At 41.3% G+C, this 16293-nt stretch carries 13 protein-coding genes; 5 read left to right on the forward strand and 8 right to left on the reverse strand.

Annotated features, from left to right (window positions below):
• The 6 genes from H6G57_RS15575 to H6G57_RS15600 all read right to left on the reverse strand — a co-directional run bounded on the left by H6G57_RS15575 (window position 1) and on the right by H6G57_RS15600 (window position 7624).
• Window positions 1-1179, reverse strand: a complete 1179-nt coding sequence (locus H6G57_RS15575) for a transaldolase (RefSeq protein WP_190520071.1) — start codon at window positions 1177-1179, stop codon at window positions 1-3.
• Window positions 1180-1483: 304 nt separating this feature from the next.
• A complete protein-coding gene (locus tag H6G57_RS15580) occupies window positions 1484-1981 on the reverse strand; it encodes a DUF1269 domain-containing protein (protein WP_072717265.1) in 498 nt (165 codons plus the stop codon).
• A gap of 190 nt (window positions 1982-2171) precedes the next feature.
• Window positions 2172-2945, reverse strand: a complete 774-nt coding sequence (locus H6G57_RS15585) for a calcium-binding protein (RefSeq protein ID WP_199314329.1) — start codon at window positions 2943-2945, stop codon at window positions 2172-2174.
• 295 nt (window positions 2946-3240) lie between these two features.
• On the reverse strand, window positions 3241-3966 hold the full coding sequence (cysE, locus tag H6G57_RS15590) for a serine O-acetyltransferase (RefSeq protein WP_190520194.1): 726 nt from the start codon (window positions 3964-3966) through the stop codon (window positions 3241-3243).
• Window positions 3967-4365: 399 nt separating this feature from the next.
• Complete coding sequence (locus tag H6G57_RS15595; protein ID WP_190520073.1) at window positions 4366-6204, reverse strand: cysteine desulfurase; 1839 nt, start codon at window positions 6202-6204, stop codon at window positions 4366-4368.
• The gene (locus H6G57_RS15600; RefSeq protein WP_190520075.1) at window positions 6179-7624 is read right to left on the reverse strand and encodes a family 2B encapsulin nanocompartment shell protein; all 1446 of its coding nucleotides are present in this window, start codon (window positions 7622-7624) and stop codon (window positions 6179-6181) included. Before H6G57_RS15600 ends, H6G57_RS15595 begins: the two co-directional genes overlap by 26 nt.
• A gap of 523 nt (window positions 7625-8147) precedes the next feature.
• Here H6G57_RS15600 and H6G57_RS15605 point away from each other — a divergent pair.
• The 4 genes from H6G57_RS15605 to mutY all read left to right on the forward strand — a co-directional run bounded on the left by H6G57_RS15605 (window position 8148) and on the right by mutY (window position 12189).
• Window positions 8148-9197: an ABC transporter ATP-binding protein gene (locus H6G57_RS15605; protein ID WP_190520077.1), complete on the forward strand. Its 1050-nt coding sequence runs from the start codon at window positions 8148-8150 to the stop codon at window positions 9195-9197.
• 379 nt (window positions 9198-9576) lie between these two features.
• The gene (locus H6G57_RS15610; protein WP_072717271.1) at window positions 9577-10536 is read left to right on the forward strand and encodes an RNA polymerase sigma factor, RpoD/SigA family; all 960 of its coding nucleotides are present in this window, start codon (window positions 9577-9579) and stop codon (window positions 10534-10536) included.
• A 166-nt stretch (window positions 10537-10702) separates the two neighbouring features.
• Entirely contained in the window at window positions 10703-11047 is a 345-nt protein-coding gene (locus H6G57_RS15615) for a DUF760 domain-containing protein (protein ID WP_190520080.1), read from the forward strand.
• A gap of 62 nt (window positions 11048-11109) precedes the next feature.
• Window positions 11110-12189, forward strand: a complete 1080-nt coding sequence (gene mutY, locus H6G57_RS15620; protein ID WP_190520081.1) for an A/G-specific adenine glycosylase — start codon at window positions 11110-11112, stop codon at window positions 12187-12189.
• Between the two features lie 282 nt (window positions 12190-12471).
• On the opposite strand, the gene H6G57_RS15625 is transcribed toward mutY, so the two are convergent.
• Window positions 12472-13620 carry a histidine kinase gene (locus H6G57_RS15625; protein WP_190520195.1) on the reverse strand — a complete coding sequence of 383 codons (1149 nt, stop codon included), beginning with the start codon at window positions 13618-13620 and terminating at the stop codon, window positions 12472-12474.
• 254 nt (window positions 13621-13874) lie between these two features.
• Between H6G57_RS15625 and H6G57_RS15630 the strand changes: the two genes are divergently transcribed.
• Window positions 13875-15551: a DUF2079 domain-containing protein gene (locus H6G57_RS15630; RefSeq protein ID WP_190520082.1), complete on the forward strand. Its 1677-nt coding sequence runs from the start codon at window positions 13875-13877 to the stop codon at window positions 15549-15551.
• Window positions 15552-15718: 167 nt separating this feature from the next.
• Here the strand turns inward: H6G57_RS15630 and H6G57_RS15635 are convergent, their stop codons facing one another.
• Window positions 15719-16228 (reverse strand): hypothetical protein, encoded by a 510-nt coding sequence (locus H6G57_RS15635; RefSeq protein WP_190520083.1) that lies wholly within the window; start codon window positions 16226-16228, stop codon window positions 15719-15721.
• Between the last annotated feature and the right edge of the window lie 65 nt (window positions 16229-16293).

Genomic DNA, 16293 nt, shown 5'->3' on the forward strand with positions numbered 1-16293 from the left:
TTAAACCGTTGCTAAATGGAACGATACTCCCAGTCCAGCCGCCATTTCTTCGGCGGTAATTTGACCATCATTATCTTGATCCAGAGCATCAAAGACAGCATCGGTTCCTGACCATTCTTCACGGGTAATATAACCATCTCCATCTAAATCATAGGCGCGGAAAATATCTTCCGCCGCATGACTAATCACTTCTTCCCCTTCAATTCTAGCTAATCGATCTGCTAAGAATTTTTCCAACGCTTCTAAGGCTTTAGAAAACCCTTTAATTCCTTCTTCTAATTTTTCCGAAGCCATTTTATCTTCGGCGTGCATTCGGTTAAAAGTGTCTTGATCAATGGAGATTTTTTCCATCTCAAAAGTTGTAGCAGTTTCGGGATTAAGTTTGCGAGGTAACTCACCCACTGTAGATTGTAATTCTTCTAATAAAGCTGGAGAAATCGTCAGTAAATCACAACCTGCTAACTCGGTAATTTCCCCAATATTGCGGAAACTAGCCCCCATGACTTCTGTTTGATAACCGAATTTTTTATAATAGTTATAAATTCGGGTGACAGATAACACACCGGGGTCTTCCTCTGGGGGGTAGGAATCTCGTCCACTTTCTTTTTTATACCAATCTAAAATCCGCCCCACAAACGGAGAAATTAAAGTTGCTCCCGCTTCGGCACAGGCGATCGCTTGATGAATCCCAAACAATAGGGTTAAATTACAATGAATCCCTTCTTTTTCCAAAACTTCTGCGGCTTTAATTCCTTCCCAAGTAGAGGCAATTTTAATTAAAATGCGATCGCGAGAAATGCCATTGGCTTCATATTGTTCAATTAAATAACGACCTTTAGCAATGGTGGCTTCCGTATCATAGGATAACCGAGCATCTACTTCCGTTGACACCCGCCCTGGAATAATTTCTAATATTTTTAAGCCAAAGGCAACGGCTAATCGTTCAAAAGCTAAAGTGGCAACTTCTGAAGGGGAAGCACTTTTCCCTAACTCCTGACGTGCTTTTTTGAGGGTATTATCCACAATTTCCTCATATTGAGGCATTTGGGCAGCGGCGGTAATTAAGGAAGGGTTGGTGGTTGCATCTCTGGGGGTATACATTTCAATGGCTTGGATATCTCCCGTATCCGCCACTACAACGGTCATTTCGCGTAGTTGTTCGAGTAGAGTCTGTCCCATTGTTTTCCGTCCTCTATAATTAGGTCGTTAACCGTTAACGGTCGGCTATTTTAATATAAATGCTAAAGTAAAGTATATCAAATCTAATTTTTTTGACACTCTACTAAATGCTTTAATTTTGATACAATCTTAACAATTATGATCAAAATTTCTATGATTATAAACGATTATAAAAACTCTAAGGCTAATCTTTATAAAAAAATTAGAATTGTTAAAAATCGGGTGCGTCAGCTTTGTTTTACGCACCCTTAAAGCAATTTTAGCTAATTTTACCTAGGGTACAGAATCGAATTCAAACAGTGGATTAAACCGTCACGCCTCGGTTCGTGAGAACTTCCTGTAATTGGGCTTCTTCATCTTTACTCAGGGAGGTTCTTAATACTTTCCCCCCATAGGGTGCGACTTCTTCTAACACTTTATCGGGGGTGACTTTCCGCACTAAAACAAACAGCGCAGAGGTTCCGGGTTGCATTGTTTCCCCCAAAGACTTCATAAAGTTATCATCAACACCAATATCACTTAATGCGCCACTAGCAGCCCCAGCAGCAGCACCAACAGCAGCCCCTAAAACTGGACTCAGGAATAAAGTTCCAATTAATAAACCCCAAAACCCACCACTGACCGCACCAGCCGTTGTTAAGTCAACAGCCTGTTTGAGTTTAACTTTCCCTTCAGCATTCTTAACGACAACCGCCGCGTCTTCTAATTCGATTAAATGTTCTTTTTGTAATTTAATCAAGGTTAGACGCACTTCTTCGGCTTTGTATTCGTCATCGTAAGCGATCGCAATTAAGTCACTCATGGTAAAACAATAATAAAATTAGTCTTTAAGACTTTAGCACACAATCGCTTTTTTGCCCCCCAACAAATATTAATTTACCATCTTTCTTAAGGAATATTTAATCAATTTCACCTCTCAGTTAGAAAAATTCTATAACCTCAGAAACCCAGTTTCTACCAGAAACCGGGTTTCTCTGTCTCTCAATTGAGAATTAGGCTTGAATTACAAATTGAGTTGCTGTTAAGACAGGTTTAGTGGTTAAGGTTAAGAATTGAGCACCTGTGCCAAAACCTGCGGCTGTGCCGTTTTGATTGTAGAATAATCCGCCCGTCGCGGTATTATAAACAATATCGGCGGCACTGGTAGCAGCGAGAGCATCCGTTGTTACCTTAGCAAATTCAGTAGCAACAGAAAACCCAGTTCCCGCAATACTGCTAATACTGGTAAAGGTGGTTTTATCTAATACAATCAGATCCCCTTGGGCTATGGTAAAATCGGTAATAGAATCCACACCTACCGCAGTAGTCGTAAAGGCTGCATTAGTATTATAGATAAATTTATCCGCACCGAGTCCACCCGTCAGGGTATCATTAGCAGCATCTCCACTGAGGGAGTCGTTGCCATCACCACCTAATAATTGGTCAGCGCCACTACTCCCAATCAAGTTATCATTTCCGGTACTGCCATTGAGAATATTATTAGCGGTATTTCCGGTAATAATATTAGCTAAAGCGTTACCAGTACCATTAATAGCAGTAGTTCCGGTTAAGGTCAGGTTTTCCACTTCCACAGGTAAGGTATAGGTGACAGAAGATTGGACTAAATCTGTTCCTCCACTAGCTAATTCTGTAACGATATCTCCAGCATTATCAACAACATAAGTATCGTTTCCTGTACTACCTTGAAGTTGGTCGGCTCCGGTACTGGGGGACTTAGTGCGGGTATACAGAAACCGGGTTTCTAAAGTTTTCTTGATTTCTAACAACAAATCTACCAGAGAAACCCGGTTTCTAACAACTTACTGCTAACTCACAGAAACCGGGTTTCTGAAGTTTTCTTGATTTATCGCACCAAATTTACCAGAGAAACCCGGTTTCTAACAACTTAGTGCTGACTCACAGAAACCGGGTTTCTGAAGTTTTCTTGATTTATCGCACCAAATTTACCAGAGAAACCCGGTTTCTAACAACTTAGTGCTAACTCACAGAAACCGGGTTTCTGAAGTTTTCTTGATTTGTGACAACAAATTTACCAGAGAAACCCGGTTTCTAGGAAGTGATTTAAATCCCTGCTCCATTCAGAAATTCTTCAATAATTTCGTTAGCCTGAATATTAGCGATCGCACCTTGTTGCGAGCTATCTGGAACGTCCGTCACAGAATTTAAAGCCTTTAAACTAGCTAATTCCTGTTCTAAAAGTTTAATTCGTTCAAACAAATTCCGAATCACTGTAGCTTCAGGATCAGGTAAATGATCGGATAATTGTAAATCATCCGTTTCTTTAGAATTGCGAGTAATGCGCCCCGGAACACCGACAACGGTAGAATGACTGGGAACATCTCTTAAAACCACCGAACCCGCACCAATGCGAACATGATCCCCAATATAAATATTACCTAATAATTTAGCACCTGCTCCCACCATAACGTGATGACCTAACGTGGGATGTCGTTTGCCTTTTTCCTTCCCCGTTCCGCCTAAAGTTGCCCCTTGATAAATTAAAGCATAATCTCCAACAATTGCAGTTTCTCCAATCACAACTCCCATGCCATGATCAATAAAAACTCCTTTACCAATCTTAGCACCGGGATGAATTTCAATCCCTGTAAACCAACGGCTCAGATGAGAGAGAAAACGGGGTAAAAATGGAATCCTCCAACGATACAATTGATGGGCAATTCGATGCCACCAAATCGCTTGTAATCCAGGGTAACAAAATAGGATCTCTAACCAATTGCGGGCAGCCGGATCACGTTGGGAAATGGTTTGTAAATCTTCCAAAAACATCTGAAAAGCATTGGCTTTATTGGGCAAGCTATCAGAATGTTGGCTGGGAATTGCAGAGGTTTTTTGAGGGGTATTGAGCAAACTGGAATTAGACATAATAGCGGTTTTTCGGTAGGTGAGGTACAGGGATCTTTTTGAAAAAATCTCAAAGATACAAAGACACTAAGAATGACTCAGGGGGGATTTAATATAAAATCCCATTGTAGATACTACAGATGATCCCTCCTAACCCCCCTGTAGAGACGTTGCATGCAACGTCTCTACAGGGGGGATTTGTAGCAAACATTTAGGGATTTCATATAAGATTGATTGGATTTTTTAGGGAAAATAATTCTGTTTTTAACAAGAGGAAAAATTTCAAAATCCCCCTAAAAAAGGGGGATCGAATCCTACAAGGGTTTAACGAAATCTAAGAGTTTGTAAAACCTCTATTAAAGTGTCAATTTCTGCACAAGTGTTATAAAACGCTAGAGAGGGTCGAACTGTACCCGTTAAACCATAACGCTGCATTGTCGGTTGGGCGCAATGATGACCTGCACGAACGGCAATACCTTCTTGAGCAAGGCGTTGACCCACTTGTTCCACCGGAATGTCATCGAAAATAAACGATAACACACTGACTTTATGGGGGGAAGTGCCAATTTGACGCAAACCCGGTATTTCCGCTAGGCGTTTTGTGGCATAACAGGTGAGCTTGTGTTCATACTGCTCAATATTGTGCATTCCCAGGCGGGTAATATAGTCAATGGCTGCCCCTAGTCCCACCGCATCCGCAATATTGGGAGTTCCGGCTTCAAATTTAGCTGGGGGGTCGCTGTAAACCGTCTTTTCAAAGCTAACACTGCGAATCATACTCCCCCCACCTTGCCAAGGAGGAAGATCTTCTAAAATTTCCCGTTTGACATACAGTGCTCCAATACCTGTCGGTGCAAACAGTTTATGACCAGACAGGGTATAAAAATCACAATTGATCTCTTGAACATTGACAGGAAAATGAGAAACCGCTTGGGCACCATCCACCAGCACCGGAACACCATGACGGTGTGCCACTTCAGTCATTTCCCGCACGGGGAGAACCGTTCCCAAGGCGTTAGAGACTTGAGTAATTCCCACTAAACGAGTTCGAGGGCTGAGGAGTTGAGCATATTCTTCAAGGAGAATCTCACCGCGATCGCTCACCGGAATCACTTTAATGATAGCACCCGTTTGTTGGGCTAACATCTGCCAAGGAACGATATTGGCGTGATGTTCCAGGGTGGAAAGCAGAATTTCATCCCCTTCACCAATGTGTTTGCGACCGTAGGTTTGAGCCACTAAATTGATCGCTTCCGTTGTCCCCCGCACAAAGATAATCTCGGAGGCTGAACTCGCTCCTAAAAACCGTTGTACCTTCTCTCTGGCGGATTCATAGGCATCCGTTGCCCTTGCGGCTAAGGTGTGAGCACCTCGGTGAATATTAGAGTTGTCTCGCTGATAGAACCGCGATAAACTATCAATAACGCTTTGTGGCTTTTGAGTGGTTGCAGCGTTATCCATCCAGATCAGGGGTTTGCCGTTGACGTTTTGGTGCAAGATTGGGAAGTCTTTGCGAATTGCCTGAACATCAAAGGGTTCCCCTGATTCTAACCCCAGGTTTTCTACCGTTGGGGAAGAGAGAAAATAAAAAGACGGTTGAGAGGGTTCCTGGACTGGAAGCGAATTATCCTGAATCTCTGTAAATACCTGTTTCCAATCCAAGTCGCTAATCGGTGGATTGGCAGTATTTGGAATTCCAGGATCAGGTTGAGCGATCGCCAACAAAGAAGGAATCTCAGTTAAATACTCTTTAGGAACCGGATTGAAGGCTTCAGAAGTAACATCCGATGTCTGCGGTTGTGATCCCAAGGATGGACTGAGGGATTCTGGCTGGGTCAAGGCTTGTTTGAAACTGGTTTCGAGTTGAGTCGGTAACAGCGTCGCTACAAACTGTTGCGCCATGCGGGTTAAGGCTTCTTCCGTTAACACTTGGCTGGGTGCTGCACTTCCCAGGAATACGACTCCACCAACATCTGATCCTCTGCTGTCCGGTTGGGGTAGGGGCGGATGGGTAGGCATTGCGGACTGAGGGGGAGTCACAGGGGCAATATTGTTTTCACCAGGTAAGGCGGTATAAAACTGATTTGCCAAGGTTGCCACCCTAAGAACATCAAACGGATGATCGAGGTTTTTGCCGTTAGACTCTGGCATATTGATAGTCATGGTAGTATCCTACTTCGACGTTTTCCAGAACAGCGACCGCATCATCGGTTAAGACCGCGCAGGAGAAATAGAGGGTTAACAGATAAGACGCTAAGGACTGAGAATCAATACCCATAAACCGCACGGATAAACTGGGGAGTTGTTCACCCGGAATACCGACTTTATGCAAACCGACGACCCCTTGTTCTTTTTCACCCACTCGCACTAACAGAATATTGGTTTTACCGGGGCCTTGGAGGTTGCCATTGTAGCCTTTGATTTCTAATTTATCGCAGGGAACTAAAGGCACACCTCGCCAAGTGATGAAGGGTGATCCAAATATATTAATGCTCACAGGTGGCACACCCCGACGAGTGCATTCCCGCCCAAAGGCTGCGATCGCACGGGGATGAGCTAAGAAGAAGGCGGGTTTTTTCCAAACCCGGGTTAACAGTTCATCCAGGTCATCGGGAGTGGGGACATCATAGCGAGGTTGAACCCGCATTAAGGGCGAAATCGAGTTGAGTAAGCCAAAGTTAGGGTTATTAATGATTTCCCATTCTTGACGTTCTTTTAAGTTTTCGACCGTCAGGCGAATTTGTTCGCGGAGTTGATCAATGGGTTCGTTATAAATATCGGTGACATGGGTATGAACCCGCAGGATATTCTGAACTAGGCTGAGATCATATTCTCGCGGTTCAATTTCATAGTCAATATAGGAGGCGGGAAGTTCAATTTCTCCTTGATAATCAGTGACAACGGGAATTTTTTCTTCCCCATAAAGATTAACAACGGATTTTAACCGGCTTTGTTCTTCAATCGCCTTTTGTAAACTTAATCGAATGTCAGGGGACTGACTCAGAATTTCGTCAAAGCAGGGTTTGGAAAGCGCCAGTAAGCGGCAAGGAGTGAGGGTACGAATTGTGGAATGACTGATTACTTCTGGAGCTAAACCCACCGCCCCAAAGTAGTCTCCGCTTCCGAGTACCGCAACTCGCAGATTTTCCCCTTCATCGCCAGAGGTGGAAACTTCTAATTTTCCTTCAACAACAATATAGAATTTTTCCCCCGGCTGACCTTGTTGGATAATGGTTTCACCAATATTAAAGGATTCACTTTGGAAACGATTGGCGATCGCAGTTGCATCCGATGGATCAAGGACAGATAACATTGGAATAGTGCGTAATTCTTCAGGGGAAATACTGGAATGTCCGTTATTATTATTAACCCGAACTTTAGGACTGGGTTTGAGAACAACTTTTGTACGATTGACCCGATAAGTCCCTGATTGTACCTGTACCCAAGGCAGAAAATGTAATAGCCACCGAGGGGTAATTCCGGCCATTTGAGGCACGGTATTTGTGGTGATGGCTAGATTGCGAGCGGCTTTTGTATCGATGCTTTGCCGTTGACGAGTTTCATTTCTGTTGATTGTTACCATACGAATTCACTCTTTTTTGAATAGAAAAAGTTTCCAAAGCTTTACCTATCACCTAATGTTTTTAGGTGTTTTTTCGTTTAGAAGCTTCTTCTTTATTTTTTCTGACAACTAACAGCTTATAACGAATAATCAGAATCTTTAATCACTATTATCTATGAATAAAAATCCAATCATTCACAGCCTTTATTGACACAAATATATTAAAAAAAGTTACAATTGTATCCAGGGCTGCAAACAGCCACAGCATCAGCTTTTTAGGCATTAAAAATCGACGATTTAACGGGGTCTAACCTCTATCTGGGGTCACTTTTTACTTCATCCCTAGCGGATTATGATAGTTTTTCAGGAGCCAATATCCCTACTATAATTCGTCATTAAAAGCAAATTTCTCAAGAATTTCTTAAGGGTTAGAGATACAAACTCAACTCTCTCTCGTTTAAAAGTAAGGATAGTAACTGGGAAGTTGAGTCAAATTCAGATTAAAATTAAAAAAGCTAGATATTATTTTATTCTTTATAAAAATATGATAATCAATTCTGACGAGAAGCTCAAATCTGAGCAAAAAAATTCTTTCTTAATTCGGGTTGAAAACTTACAAAAATACTTTCCCGTGATGCAAGGAATTTTGCTACAACGTCAAGTTGGCGCAATTAAAGCTGTTGATGGCGTTACGTTTAATATTCAACGGGGAGAAACCTTAAGTTTAGTCGGGGAGTCGGGGTGTGGAAAAAGTACAACCGGACGACTAATTTTACAACTCACTCGTCCAACTGATGGAAAAATTTACTTTGAAAATACCGACTTAACTGGTTTAACCGAGAAAGAATTGCATCCCTTTCGCCGACGAATGCAAATGATATTTCAAGATCCCTATTCTTCTTTAAATCCTCGAATGACCGTTGGTAAAATTATTAGTGAACCTTTAATTATTCATCAATTAGCAGATTCAAAAACTGCCCAAAATCGCGTTAAAGAATTATTAGAATTAGTGGGATTAAATTCTGATGTAATGAATCGTTATCCCCATGAATTTTCCGGGGGACAACAACAACGCATTGGCATTGCCAGAGCCTTAGCCATGAATCCTGATTTTATTGTTTGTGATGAACCCATTGCTGCCTTGGATGTTTCTATTCAAGCACAAGTCATTAATTTAATGCAAAATTTACAGAAAACTCTAGGATTAACTTATCTTTTTATTGCCCATGATTTAAGTGTAGTTCGTCATATTTCTGACCGAATTGCGGTGATGTATTTAGGGAAAATAGTAGAAATTTCAGATCGGATTTCCTTGTATGAAAATCCCCTCCATCCCTATACTCAAGCTTTATTATCCGCCGTTCCCATTCCAGATCCCGAATTAGAAGCCAAACGACAACGCATTTTATTAACCGGGGAAGTTCCTAGCCCGATGAACCCTCCAACGGGATGCCGATTTTGTAGTCGTTGTCCTTATGTTATCGAACAATGCCGCATTGAAGAACCTCTCTTAAAAGATATAGGTTCAAACCATTCCGTTGCTTGCCATTTGGTCAACATTCCCTGTCCCCCATTCGTAATTCGTAATTCGTAATTCGTAATTCCCTGTTCCCTCCTCCCTAAAATTTAACGAAATTTGTTCTGTGTGATGCAGTCAAAAAGGGACTTAGACGCTACCCTCATAGGAGTAGTGCCTTTAAGTTAAGTAGATTCGGTCTTAGGGGGGATAGTCATTATTTTTAAGAAATGTTAAACTTCTTAACATATAATTGAGTTATGTTAAGTGTGTAACTGCAAGCTTGGGTTACAGTCCTTAACATTGGAAAAATCCCAGGTTGTAACACCTAGGCTAACCGTCCGTACTTTAGACGAAAGAATTGCATCAAAACCTGCTTGCTGTTCTTTCGCGCTTCGAGTAGGGGCTTGACGTATCAAACCTTTATAGGTTAAAGGTATCCAGCCGGAGATGAGCCATGAAAACTGCTAAAATCTCAGACACAGACTCTGTACGCGCTTATCTACGAGAAATTGGTCGTGTTCCCCTGCTAACCCATGAGCAAGAAATTCTCTACGGCAAACAAGTTCAACGCTTGAGTGTCGTTCAAGATGAATGGGAATACTTAGCGACCCGTTTAGGTCGAGCGCCCAGCCCAGCAGAATGGGCAGAGGCTGTGGGGCTCTCAGAAGCCGAATTAGAACGAGTGCTAGAACAAGGCCAAAGTGCGAAACGTAAAATGGTGGAAGCCAATTTGCGTCTGGTGGTATCCGTTGCTAAAAAGTACATCAAGCGCAATGTAGACTTGCTGGACTTAATTCAAGAAGGGACTATTGGGATGCAACGTGGCGTTGAAAAATTTGATCCCACCAAAGGATATCGCTTTTCCACCTATGCTTATTGGTGGATTCGTCAAGCGATTACCCGTGCGATCGCTGAAAAAGGCCGTACCATTCGCCTGCCGATTCATATTACGGAAAAACTCAATAAAATCAAAAAAGCTCAACGTCAATTGGCTCAAAAATTAGGACGAGCCGCTACCATGGGCGAACTCGCGGCGGAACTGGAAATCACTCCCCGACAAATCCGAGAATATTTAGAACACGCTCGTCTGCCCCTGTCCCTGGATCTGCGGGTGGGGGATAACCAAGATACGGAGTTAGGGGATCTTTTAGAAGATACGGGAGCATCTCCCGAAGATTTTGCCCTGCAATCTTCCTTACGCACGGATTTGGAAGTGATGATGGCCGATCTCACGGAACAACAGCGTCAGGTGTTATCCTTGCGATTTGGTTTGGAAGATGGGCAAAGTTTAACCCTAGCTAAAATTGGCGATCGCCTAAATATTAGTCGAGAACGAGTTCGACAAATTGAACGAGAAGCTTTAACAAAACTCCGAAAACGTAAAAAAGATATTGACGACTATATGGCGAGTTAAACAACGAGTGATCCCTCTGCGGTGACACTTATTAAAGCAGTAGAGATGTTTATCTAAAACGTCTCTACATCCTGCTAGATTAGAGTAAGAAATCACTGGAGTTGAAAATCAACTTAATTGATCAGATTAAGAGCCGTTTCAACTTTTGCATAAGGGAGAGAAAGGCATGAGCGACGCATCCAATCGAAATTCGGAGTTTTTTCAGGAGGAAGGAGGAGAAATTGGGAACTTATTGTGGCAATATGTCCAATCTATGAGTCCCGATACGGTTTCTCAACTGTCTAAACCCAATTCTCCTGAAGTCTTTCAAGTAATGGAACGCAATATTATCGGACTATTAGGAAATTTACCCTCGGAACATTTTGGCATTACCGTCACAACCAGTCGAGAACATTTAGGTCGGCTGTTAGCTTCAGCGATGATCAGTGGCTATTTCCTTCGCAACGCCGAACAACGCATGGCATTTGAACGATCTATTCAAGTGGGTGAAAAAGCTGCTGACGAATCATGAAAACCCTTGATTTTGTTCCATTCCTTGATGATCAAACTTATACAATTTCGGCAGTCTGAACCATGAGTTTGCCGGAATTTGATGTTGTTCAATTAAGGCGATCGCTTCTGAGTTGGTATGCTCAAACCGGGCGGAATTTACCTTGGCGAAAGAGTAGCGATCCCTATAAAATTTGGATTTCTGAAATTATGCTTCAGCAAACCCAAGTCAAAACAGTGATCCCCTATTACCAACGTTGGTTAGAAACATTTCCTACAGTTAAAGACTTAGCTGAAGCGGATTTACAAGCGGTCTTAAAAGTTTGGCAAGGGTTAGGATATTATGCCAGAGCCCGAAATTTGCACGCCTGCGCTCAACAAATTGTGCAAGAATATGATGGGGTTTTTCCGAATCAATTAGAAGCGGTTTTGAGTTTACCGGGTATTGGTCGCACCACCGCCGGAGGTATTCTGAGTTCGGCGTATAATCTTCCGATTTCTGTTTTAGATGGAAACGTTAAACGAGTTTTAGCTCGACTCATGGCGTTATCTGTACCCCCCGGAAAAGCTTTAAAATCTCTGTGGGAGTTATCCGACCAGTTAGTTGATTCTAATCATCCCCGTGAGTTTAATCAAGCCATTATGGACTTAGGAGCTATGGTGTGTACACCCAAAGCTCCCAACTGTTCAGAATGTCCTTGGCAAGGGCATTGTCAAGCTTATTTATTAAACCTTCAATCTGAAATTCCCATGCGTGAAATCTCTCCTCCCTTACCCCATAAAATTATTGGTGTTGCTGTTATTTGGAATGAACAAAAACAAATTTTAATTGATAAACGACCTGCTAAAGGATTATTAGGAGGGTTATGGGAATTTCCAGGGGGAAAATTAGAAGCGGGAGAAACGTTAGAAGAGTGTATTAAACGAGAAATTCAAGAAGAATTAGCAATAGAAATAGAAGTTAAAGATCATTTAATTACCATTGAACACGCTTATACTCATTTTAAGGTCACGTTAAATGTTTATCACTGTCGCTATATGAGTGGAGAACCCCAACCTTTAGAATGTGATGAAATTCGCTGGGTGACTTTAGATGAAATTGAACAATTTCCCTTTCCTAAAGCCAATGAAAAAATTATTGCAGCTTTGAAAAATAATTCTTAAGTCATCAATAATTAGGAGAATTACCCCTATGACTTCTAAAGATCAACTGATTCAAGAACTCGAAAATCTTCCCGATCAACTCATCGATCAAGTCTTAGATTACATTGCTTTTATTAAGTATCGTCATTTTTACAATTAGAGAAGCAACCGGACTTGAGATCAAGTTTAGACGAAAACTGGTGGAATAATTTATCTCAATTTACACCTGATTTTCTCGATGATCGAGAACAACCTAACCTTCTCCCCTAATGTGTTATAATGTCAGGATGAATGATAGACAGCTTAATGATATACAGGTAAAGTAAAGTGAAAACAACTGCCTTTTGTGAAGCTAGAATCAACCCAAATACTACCATAATGGGCGATAATAATTCGTTTACATAAAGATAAACCAATACCATACCCCTCTTGAGCTTCATCTCGTGCTAAACGAAAATGTTCTTGAAAAATGCGATCGCGGTTTTCTTCAGGAATTCCGGGGCCACTATCACAAATACTCACCTGCACTTTTTGACTGGTGCGGTGTAAAACACTAACTTGTAAACTTCCCCCTCTGGGAGTATATTTAATGGCATTATCTAATAAATTAACCACCACTTGTCGAATCCGTTCTTGATCCGCATAAACACAGGGCGTATCATGGGGGATATCTGTTTTTAGATTCAGAGATTTAGATTGAAACTGCGAGTCTAATTCCGTTAAAATTTGGTTCAGAAAAACCGTTAAATCTAACTGATTCGGTTGAATTTGTAAGCGAATATTCGGACTGCTTGCTGTTTGTAGAATATCCGTAATCATCCGATCAATAATATGAATCTGAGCGCGCGCTTGTTGAATTAAACGCACTTTCAAAGCCGCCGTAATTTGATCAGAAGATAAGGTTTCTAAGGCTAAGGAAGTTGCAGTGAGAGGGCTCCGCAGATCATGAGCCAAAATTTCAATAATCCGATCTTTAAACTGTAATTGTTGCTGTAGCAGTTCTTTCTCTTGTTTCAGGCGAAACGTCTCATCACTGAGTTTCATCAGTTCCCCCGCATAAACAACAGAATTTACCGAATTTGTCAGGGGATAAGGGGGAGCCACAGGGGAAGGTAACTGTTCATCCAACTCCAATAACTCCGTCGTTTGTCGCCAACGGGGCCACCAATGTTCAAGTTGAGTCACTAAGTTACTTCCGGCCAAAACCTGCCGAGGTTCAGGGTGAATTTTGATTAACGTGGGGGTAGCAATCAGTTTAAAATGTTCAGCCAGATAGGGCTGTTCACCCACATCAATAATCTGAAGCTCAAATTCATCTTGAGCATTTAACTCCTCTAGGAATTGACGAACTTGCCGAATATGCTCTTGAGAGCTAGGACGTTGATCGACGAACAGAAGAAGTTGTAAGGACACTTCTGGAGACGGAGACTGTTTTTCGGGAAATGCCTGCATGAAATAGGTTTGAAGCAGGAGCGGTAAGCTGTTGTCACTATCGGTGAAAGAGGAAGGATGGTACATGGGCAACTGCTTTTTATCTTATAGTTTAATTTAAGATCTTCTTAAGATTCGATTTTTTTTGGGGATAGGGCAAGTTGGGAGGCCGAGAGAGAGTGGTAGACTATTCGGTGTTTGTTGGTTTTGTCCCTCAACGGTCTTGAGTTTTTGGGGGATAAGATCACCGTTGCAAAAATTTGGGTTGATCCAGAATGTTCCTAAGCTGGCAAAACTGGCAGAAAAATTCAGCATTGAGATGGGTCGTAGGCGTTGCGATCACGTTCTTTTTCCTTTGTTTAGGCTTAACTCTACACCGTTATTTCAGTTTTTACGCCTCTTATGACCAAGGCATTTTTAATCAAGTGTTTTGGAATAGTAGTCACGGACGGTTGTTTCAAAGTTCCCTGTCTTCTGCACTATCCACCAATGTTGTCCACCAGGGAGAGTTCCCCAACGTTAGCTACCATCGTTTAGGACAGCATTTTACTCCAGCATTGTTACTGTGGTTACCCCTGTATGTATTATTCCCCTCCCCAGTCACCCTAACGGTATTACAGGTTACGTTAATCACTGTTGCTGGCTTGGTGTTGTACATTTTGGCGCGTCAATATCTGGAACCTCCTTTAGCCGCATTCATAACGGTCAGCTTTTATGCTGCCAATGCCGTCATCGGCCCCACCCTAAGTAATTTCCATGATATCTGTCAAATTCCATTATTTATGTTTACAGCGCTACTAGCCATCGAAAAACGCTGGTGGTGGTTATTTTGGGTGTGTGCCGTTTTAATTTTAATGGTTCGGGAGGATTCCGGCATCATTTTATTTGGAGTTGGGGTTTATCTGATTTTAAGTAGACGTTATCCGGTGCAAGGTGTTTTAGTTTGTCTGCTGAGTTTTGGTTATATTTTAGCTCTAACTAATTTTATCATGCCTTTGTTTTCGGCGGATATTTCTGAACGGTTTATGATGGAACGGTTTGGTCAATATGCCGATGGAGAGGAAGCATCAACCTTAGAAATTCTCTGGGGAATTGTGAGTAATCCGGGGCGATTAATTGTTGAACTTTTTACACCGTTTTGGGGAACGTTAAAATATTTATTAGGTCAATGGTTGCCCTTAGCCTTTATTCCTGCCATTGCTCCCGCGTCTTGGATGATAGCAGGTTTTCCCTTATTAAAACTGTTTATGGCGAAGGGAGAATCTGTCTTATCGATTACGATTCGTTATGCCTTAACCGTAGTTCCAGGGTTATTTTATGGAACTATTTTATGGTGGGGAAATCGACAAAAACAGTTACAGGATAAATTTAACTTGCAACTGAACCCAGAAGCAGGAGAAATTTCTGAATCTAAAGTCGTTTTACCGTCGGTTAAATTCCGTCGATTTTGGCTATTTTGTATTGGGTTATCCTTATTCTTTAGTTTCACCTCTAACCCCAATCGTACCCTCTATTTTATTATTCCCGATTCTATTGATCCTTGGGTTTATATTCCCGTAACAACCCAATGGTCGCACGTTGCCCAATTTAGACCTTTATTAGCAGAAATTCCTCCTGATGCTAGTGTGGCAACTACAACTTATATTGTGCCCCATTTATCGAGTCGCCGAGAAATATTAAGGTTTCCGTTATATCAGTTAAGAAATGATGCCGGAGAAGTGATTTCTGTTGAATATATTTTAGCGGATTTATGGCAGTTACAAAAATATGGTGTCGCGTTTTCAGGCGATCGCAATTCCTTAAAGGAAATTACTCAACGGATTGAACAGTTAACGGATAATAAAGAATACGGCATTATTGATTTTAGAGATGGAGTCATTTTGATGAAAAAAGGAGTTCCCTCTCAACCGGAAGCTGTTAAAAACTACACCTCATTTCTAGCTAAAAGCTAGTTTATAATTGTAAAATTTTATTGTAGGGGTTTGGTCTTCAAACCCTCTTTTCACCTGCGTTTAGAAACCCAAACCCTACAGACTTTTTTCAAATATTCTGGTTGATCTGATACTATTTTAATTGTTTATATTTTTAGTAAAACCACAATATAAACACCAAAAATATGTTATAAACCTACCTGATTAACAGCATCTAATGGAAGGTTCAAAACCTCAGATATTTGCTCATTATTCAACCCAAATAGACGTAATTTATTAACCAATTCTATATTAACTTTGTTTTTTCTAGTTTTGGTATTAACAGTAGAGGGTTGACTTTTATTTGAGGAAGGAGTTGGATCATCTGGACAAATATTGATATAACTAATTGTGTTACTATTACCAAAAGTATTATTACTGTTAGCAAGATTTATGTTTAAATTTATTTGTCTATCAAGTACAGATTTAAGATTATTTTTATCAACTGTTTCATTAAAGATATTAGATAATATTTGTAAAAGCTTATAACCCTCATCTTTCGCATGACCCGCAGTGCAACCGTAAGTTTCTGCAATGTCAGTATACCTCTGTCGTTTCAGTGTTCCCTCAATAATTCCCCGTTGCAAATCGTTGAGATGTTTGCCTGTTTTAGACGAGACAACTTCATCTACAAACTGTAATATATCAGGAATGTCCATCGGTAAAGACCTGAAAAAACCTGCTGTTATTATATCCGTCCTTTTCCGTCTTTTTCCGCCCTTCA

The sequence above is a fragment of the Planktothrix sp. FACHB-1365 genome, from assembly GCF_014697575.1.
In the GTDB taxonomy this organism is placed as follows: domain Bacteria; phylum Cyanobacteriota; class Cyanobacteriia; order Cyanobacteriales; family Microcoleaceae; genus Planktothrix.

Excerpts from the sequence above, each read along its gene's own strand:
- H6G57_RS15630 (WP_190520082.1), top strand. The coding sequence starts at position 13,875 with ATGTTCCTAAGCTGGCAAAACTGGCAGAAAAATTCAGCATTGAGATGG.
- H6G57_RS15605 (WP_190520077.1), top strand. The coding sequence starts at position 8,148 with ATGATAATCAATTCTGACGAGAAGCTCAAATCTGAGCAAAAAAATTCT.
- H6G57_RS15610 (WP_072717271.1), top strand. The coding sequence starts at position 9,577 with ATGAAAACTGCTAAAATCTCAGACACAGACTCTGTACGCGCTTATCTA.
- H6G57_RS15600 (WP_190520075.1), bottom strand. The coding sequence starts at position 7,624 with ATGGTAACAATCAACAGAAATGAAACTCGTCAACGGCAAAGCATCGAT.
- H6G57_RS15595 (WP_190520073.1), bottom strand. The coding sequence starts at position 6,204 with ATGACTATCAATATGCCAGAGTCTAACGGCAAAAACCTCGATCATCCG.
- H6G57_RS15625 (WP_190520195.1), bottom strand. The coding sequence starts at position 13,620 with ATGCAGGCATTTCCCGAAAAACAGTCTCCGTCTCCAGAAGTGTCCTTA.
- H6G57_RS15575 (WP_190520071.1), bottom strand. The coding sequence starts at position 1,179 with ATGGGACAGACTCTACTCGAACAACTACGCGAAATGACCGTTGTAGTG.
- cysE (WP_190520194.1), bottom strand. The coding sequence starts at position 3,966 with ATGTTTTTGGAAGATTTACAAACCATTTCCCAACGTGATCCGGCTGCC.
- H6G57_RS15580 (WP_072717265.1), bottom strand. The coding sequence starts at position 1,981 with ATGAGTGACTTAATTGCGATCGCTTACGATGACGAATACAAAGCCGAA.
- H6G57_RS15615 (WP_190520080.1), top strand. The coding sequence starts at position 10,703 with ATGAGCGACGCATCCAATCGAAATTCGGAGTTTTTTCAGGAGGAAGGA.
- mutY (WP_190520081.1), top strand. The coding sequence starts at position 11,110 with ATGAGTTTGCCGGAATTTGATGTTGTTCAATTAAGGCGATCGCTTCTG.
- H6G57_RS15635 (WP_190520083.1), bottom strand. The coding sequence starts at position 16,228 with ATGGACATTCCTGATATATTACAGTTTGTAGATGAAGTTGTCTCGTCT.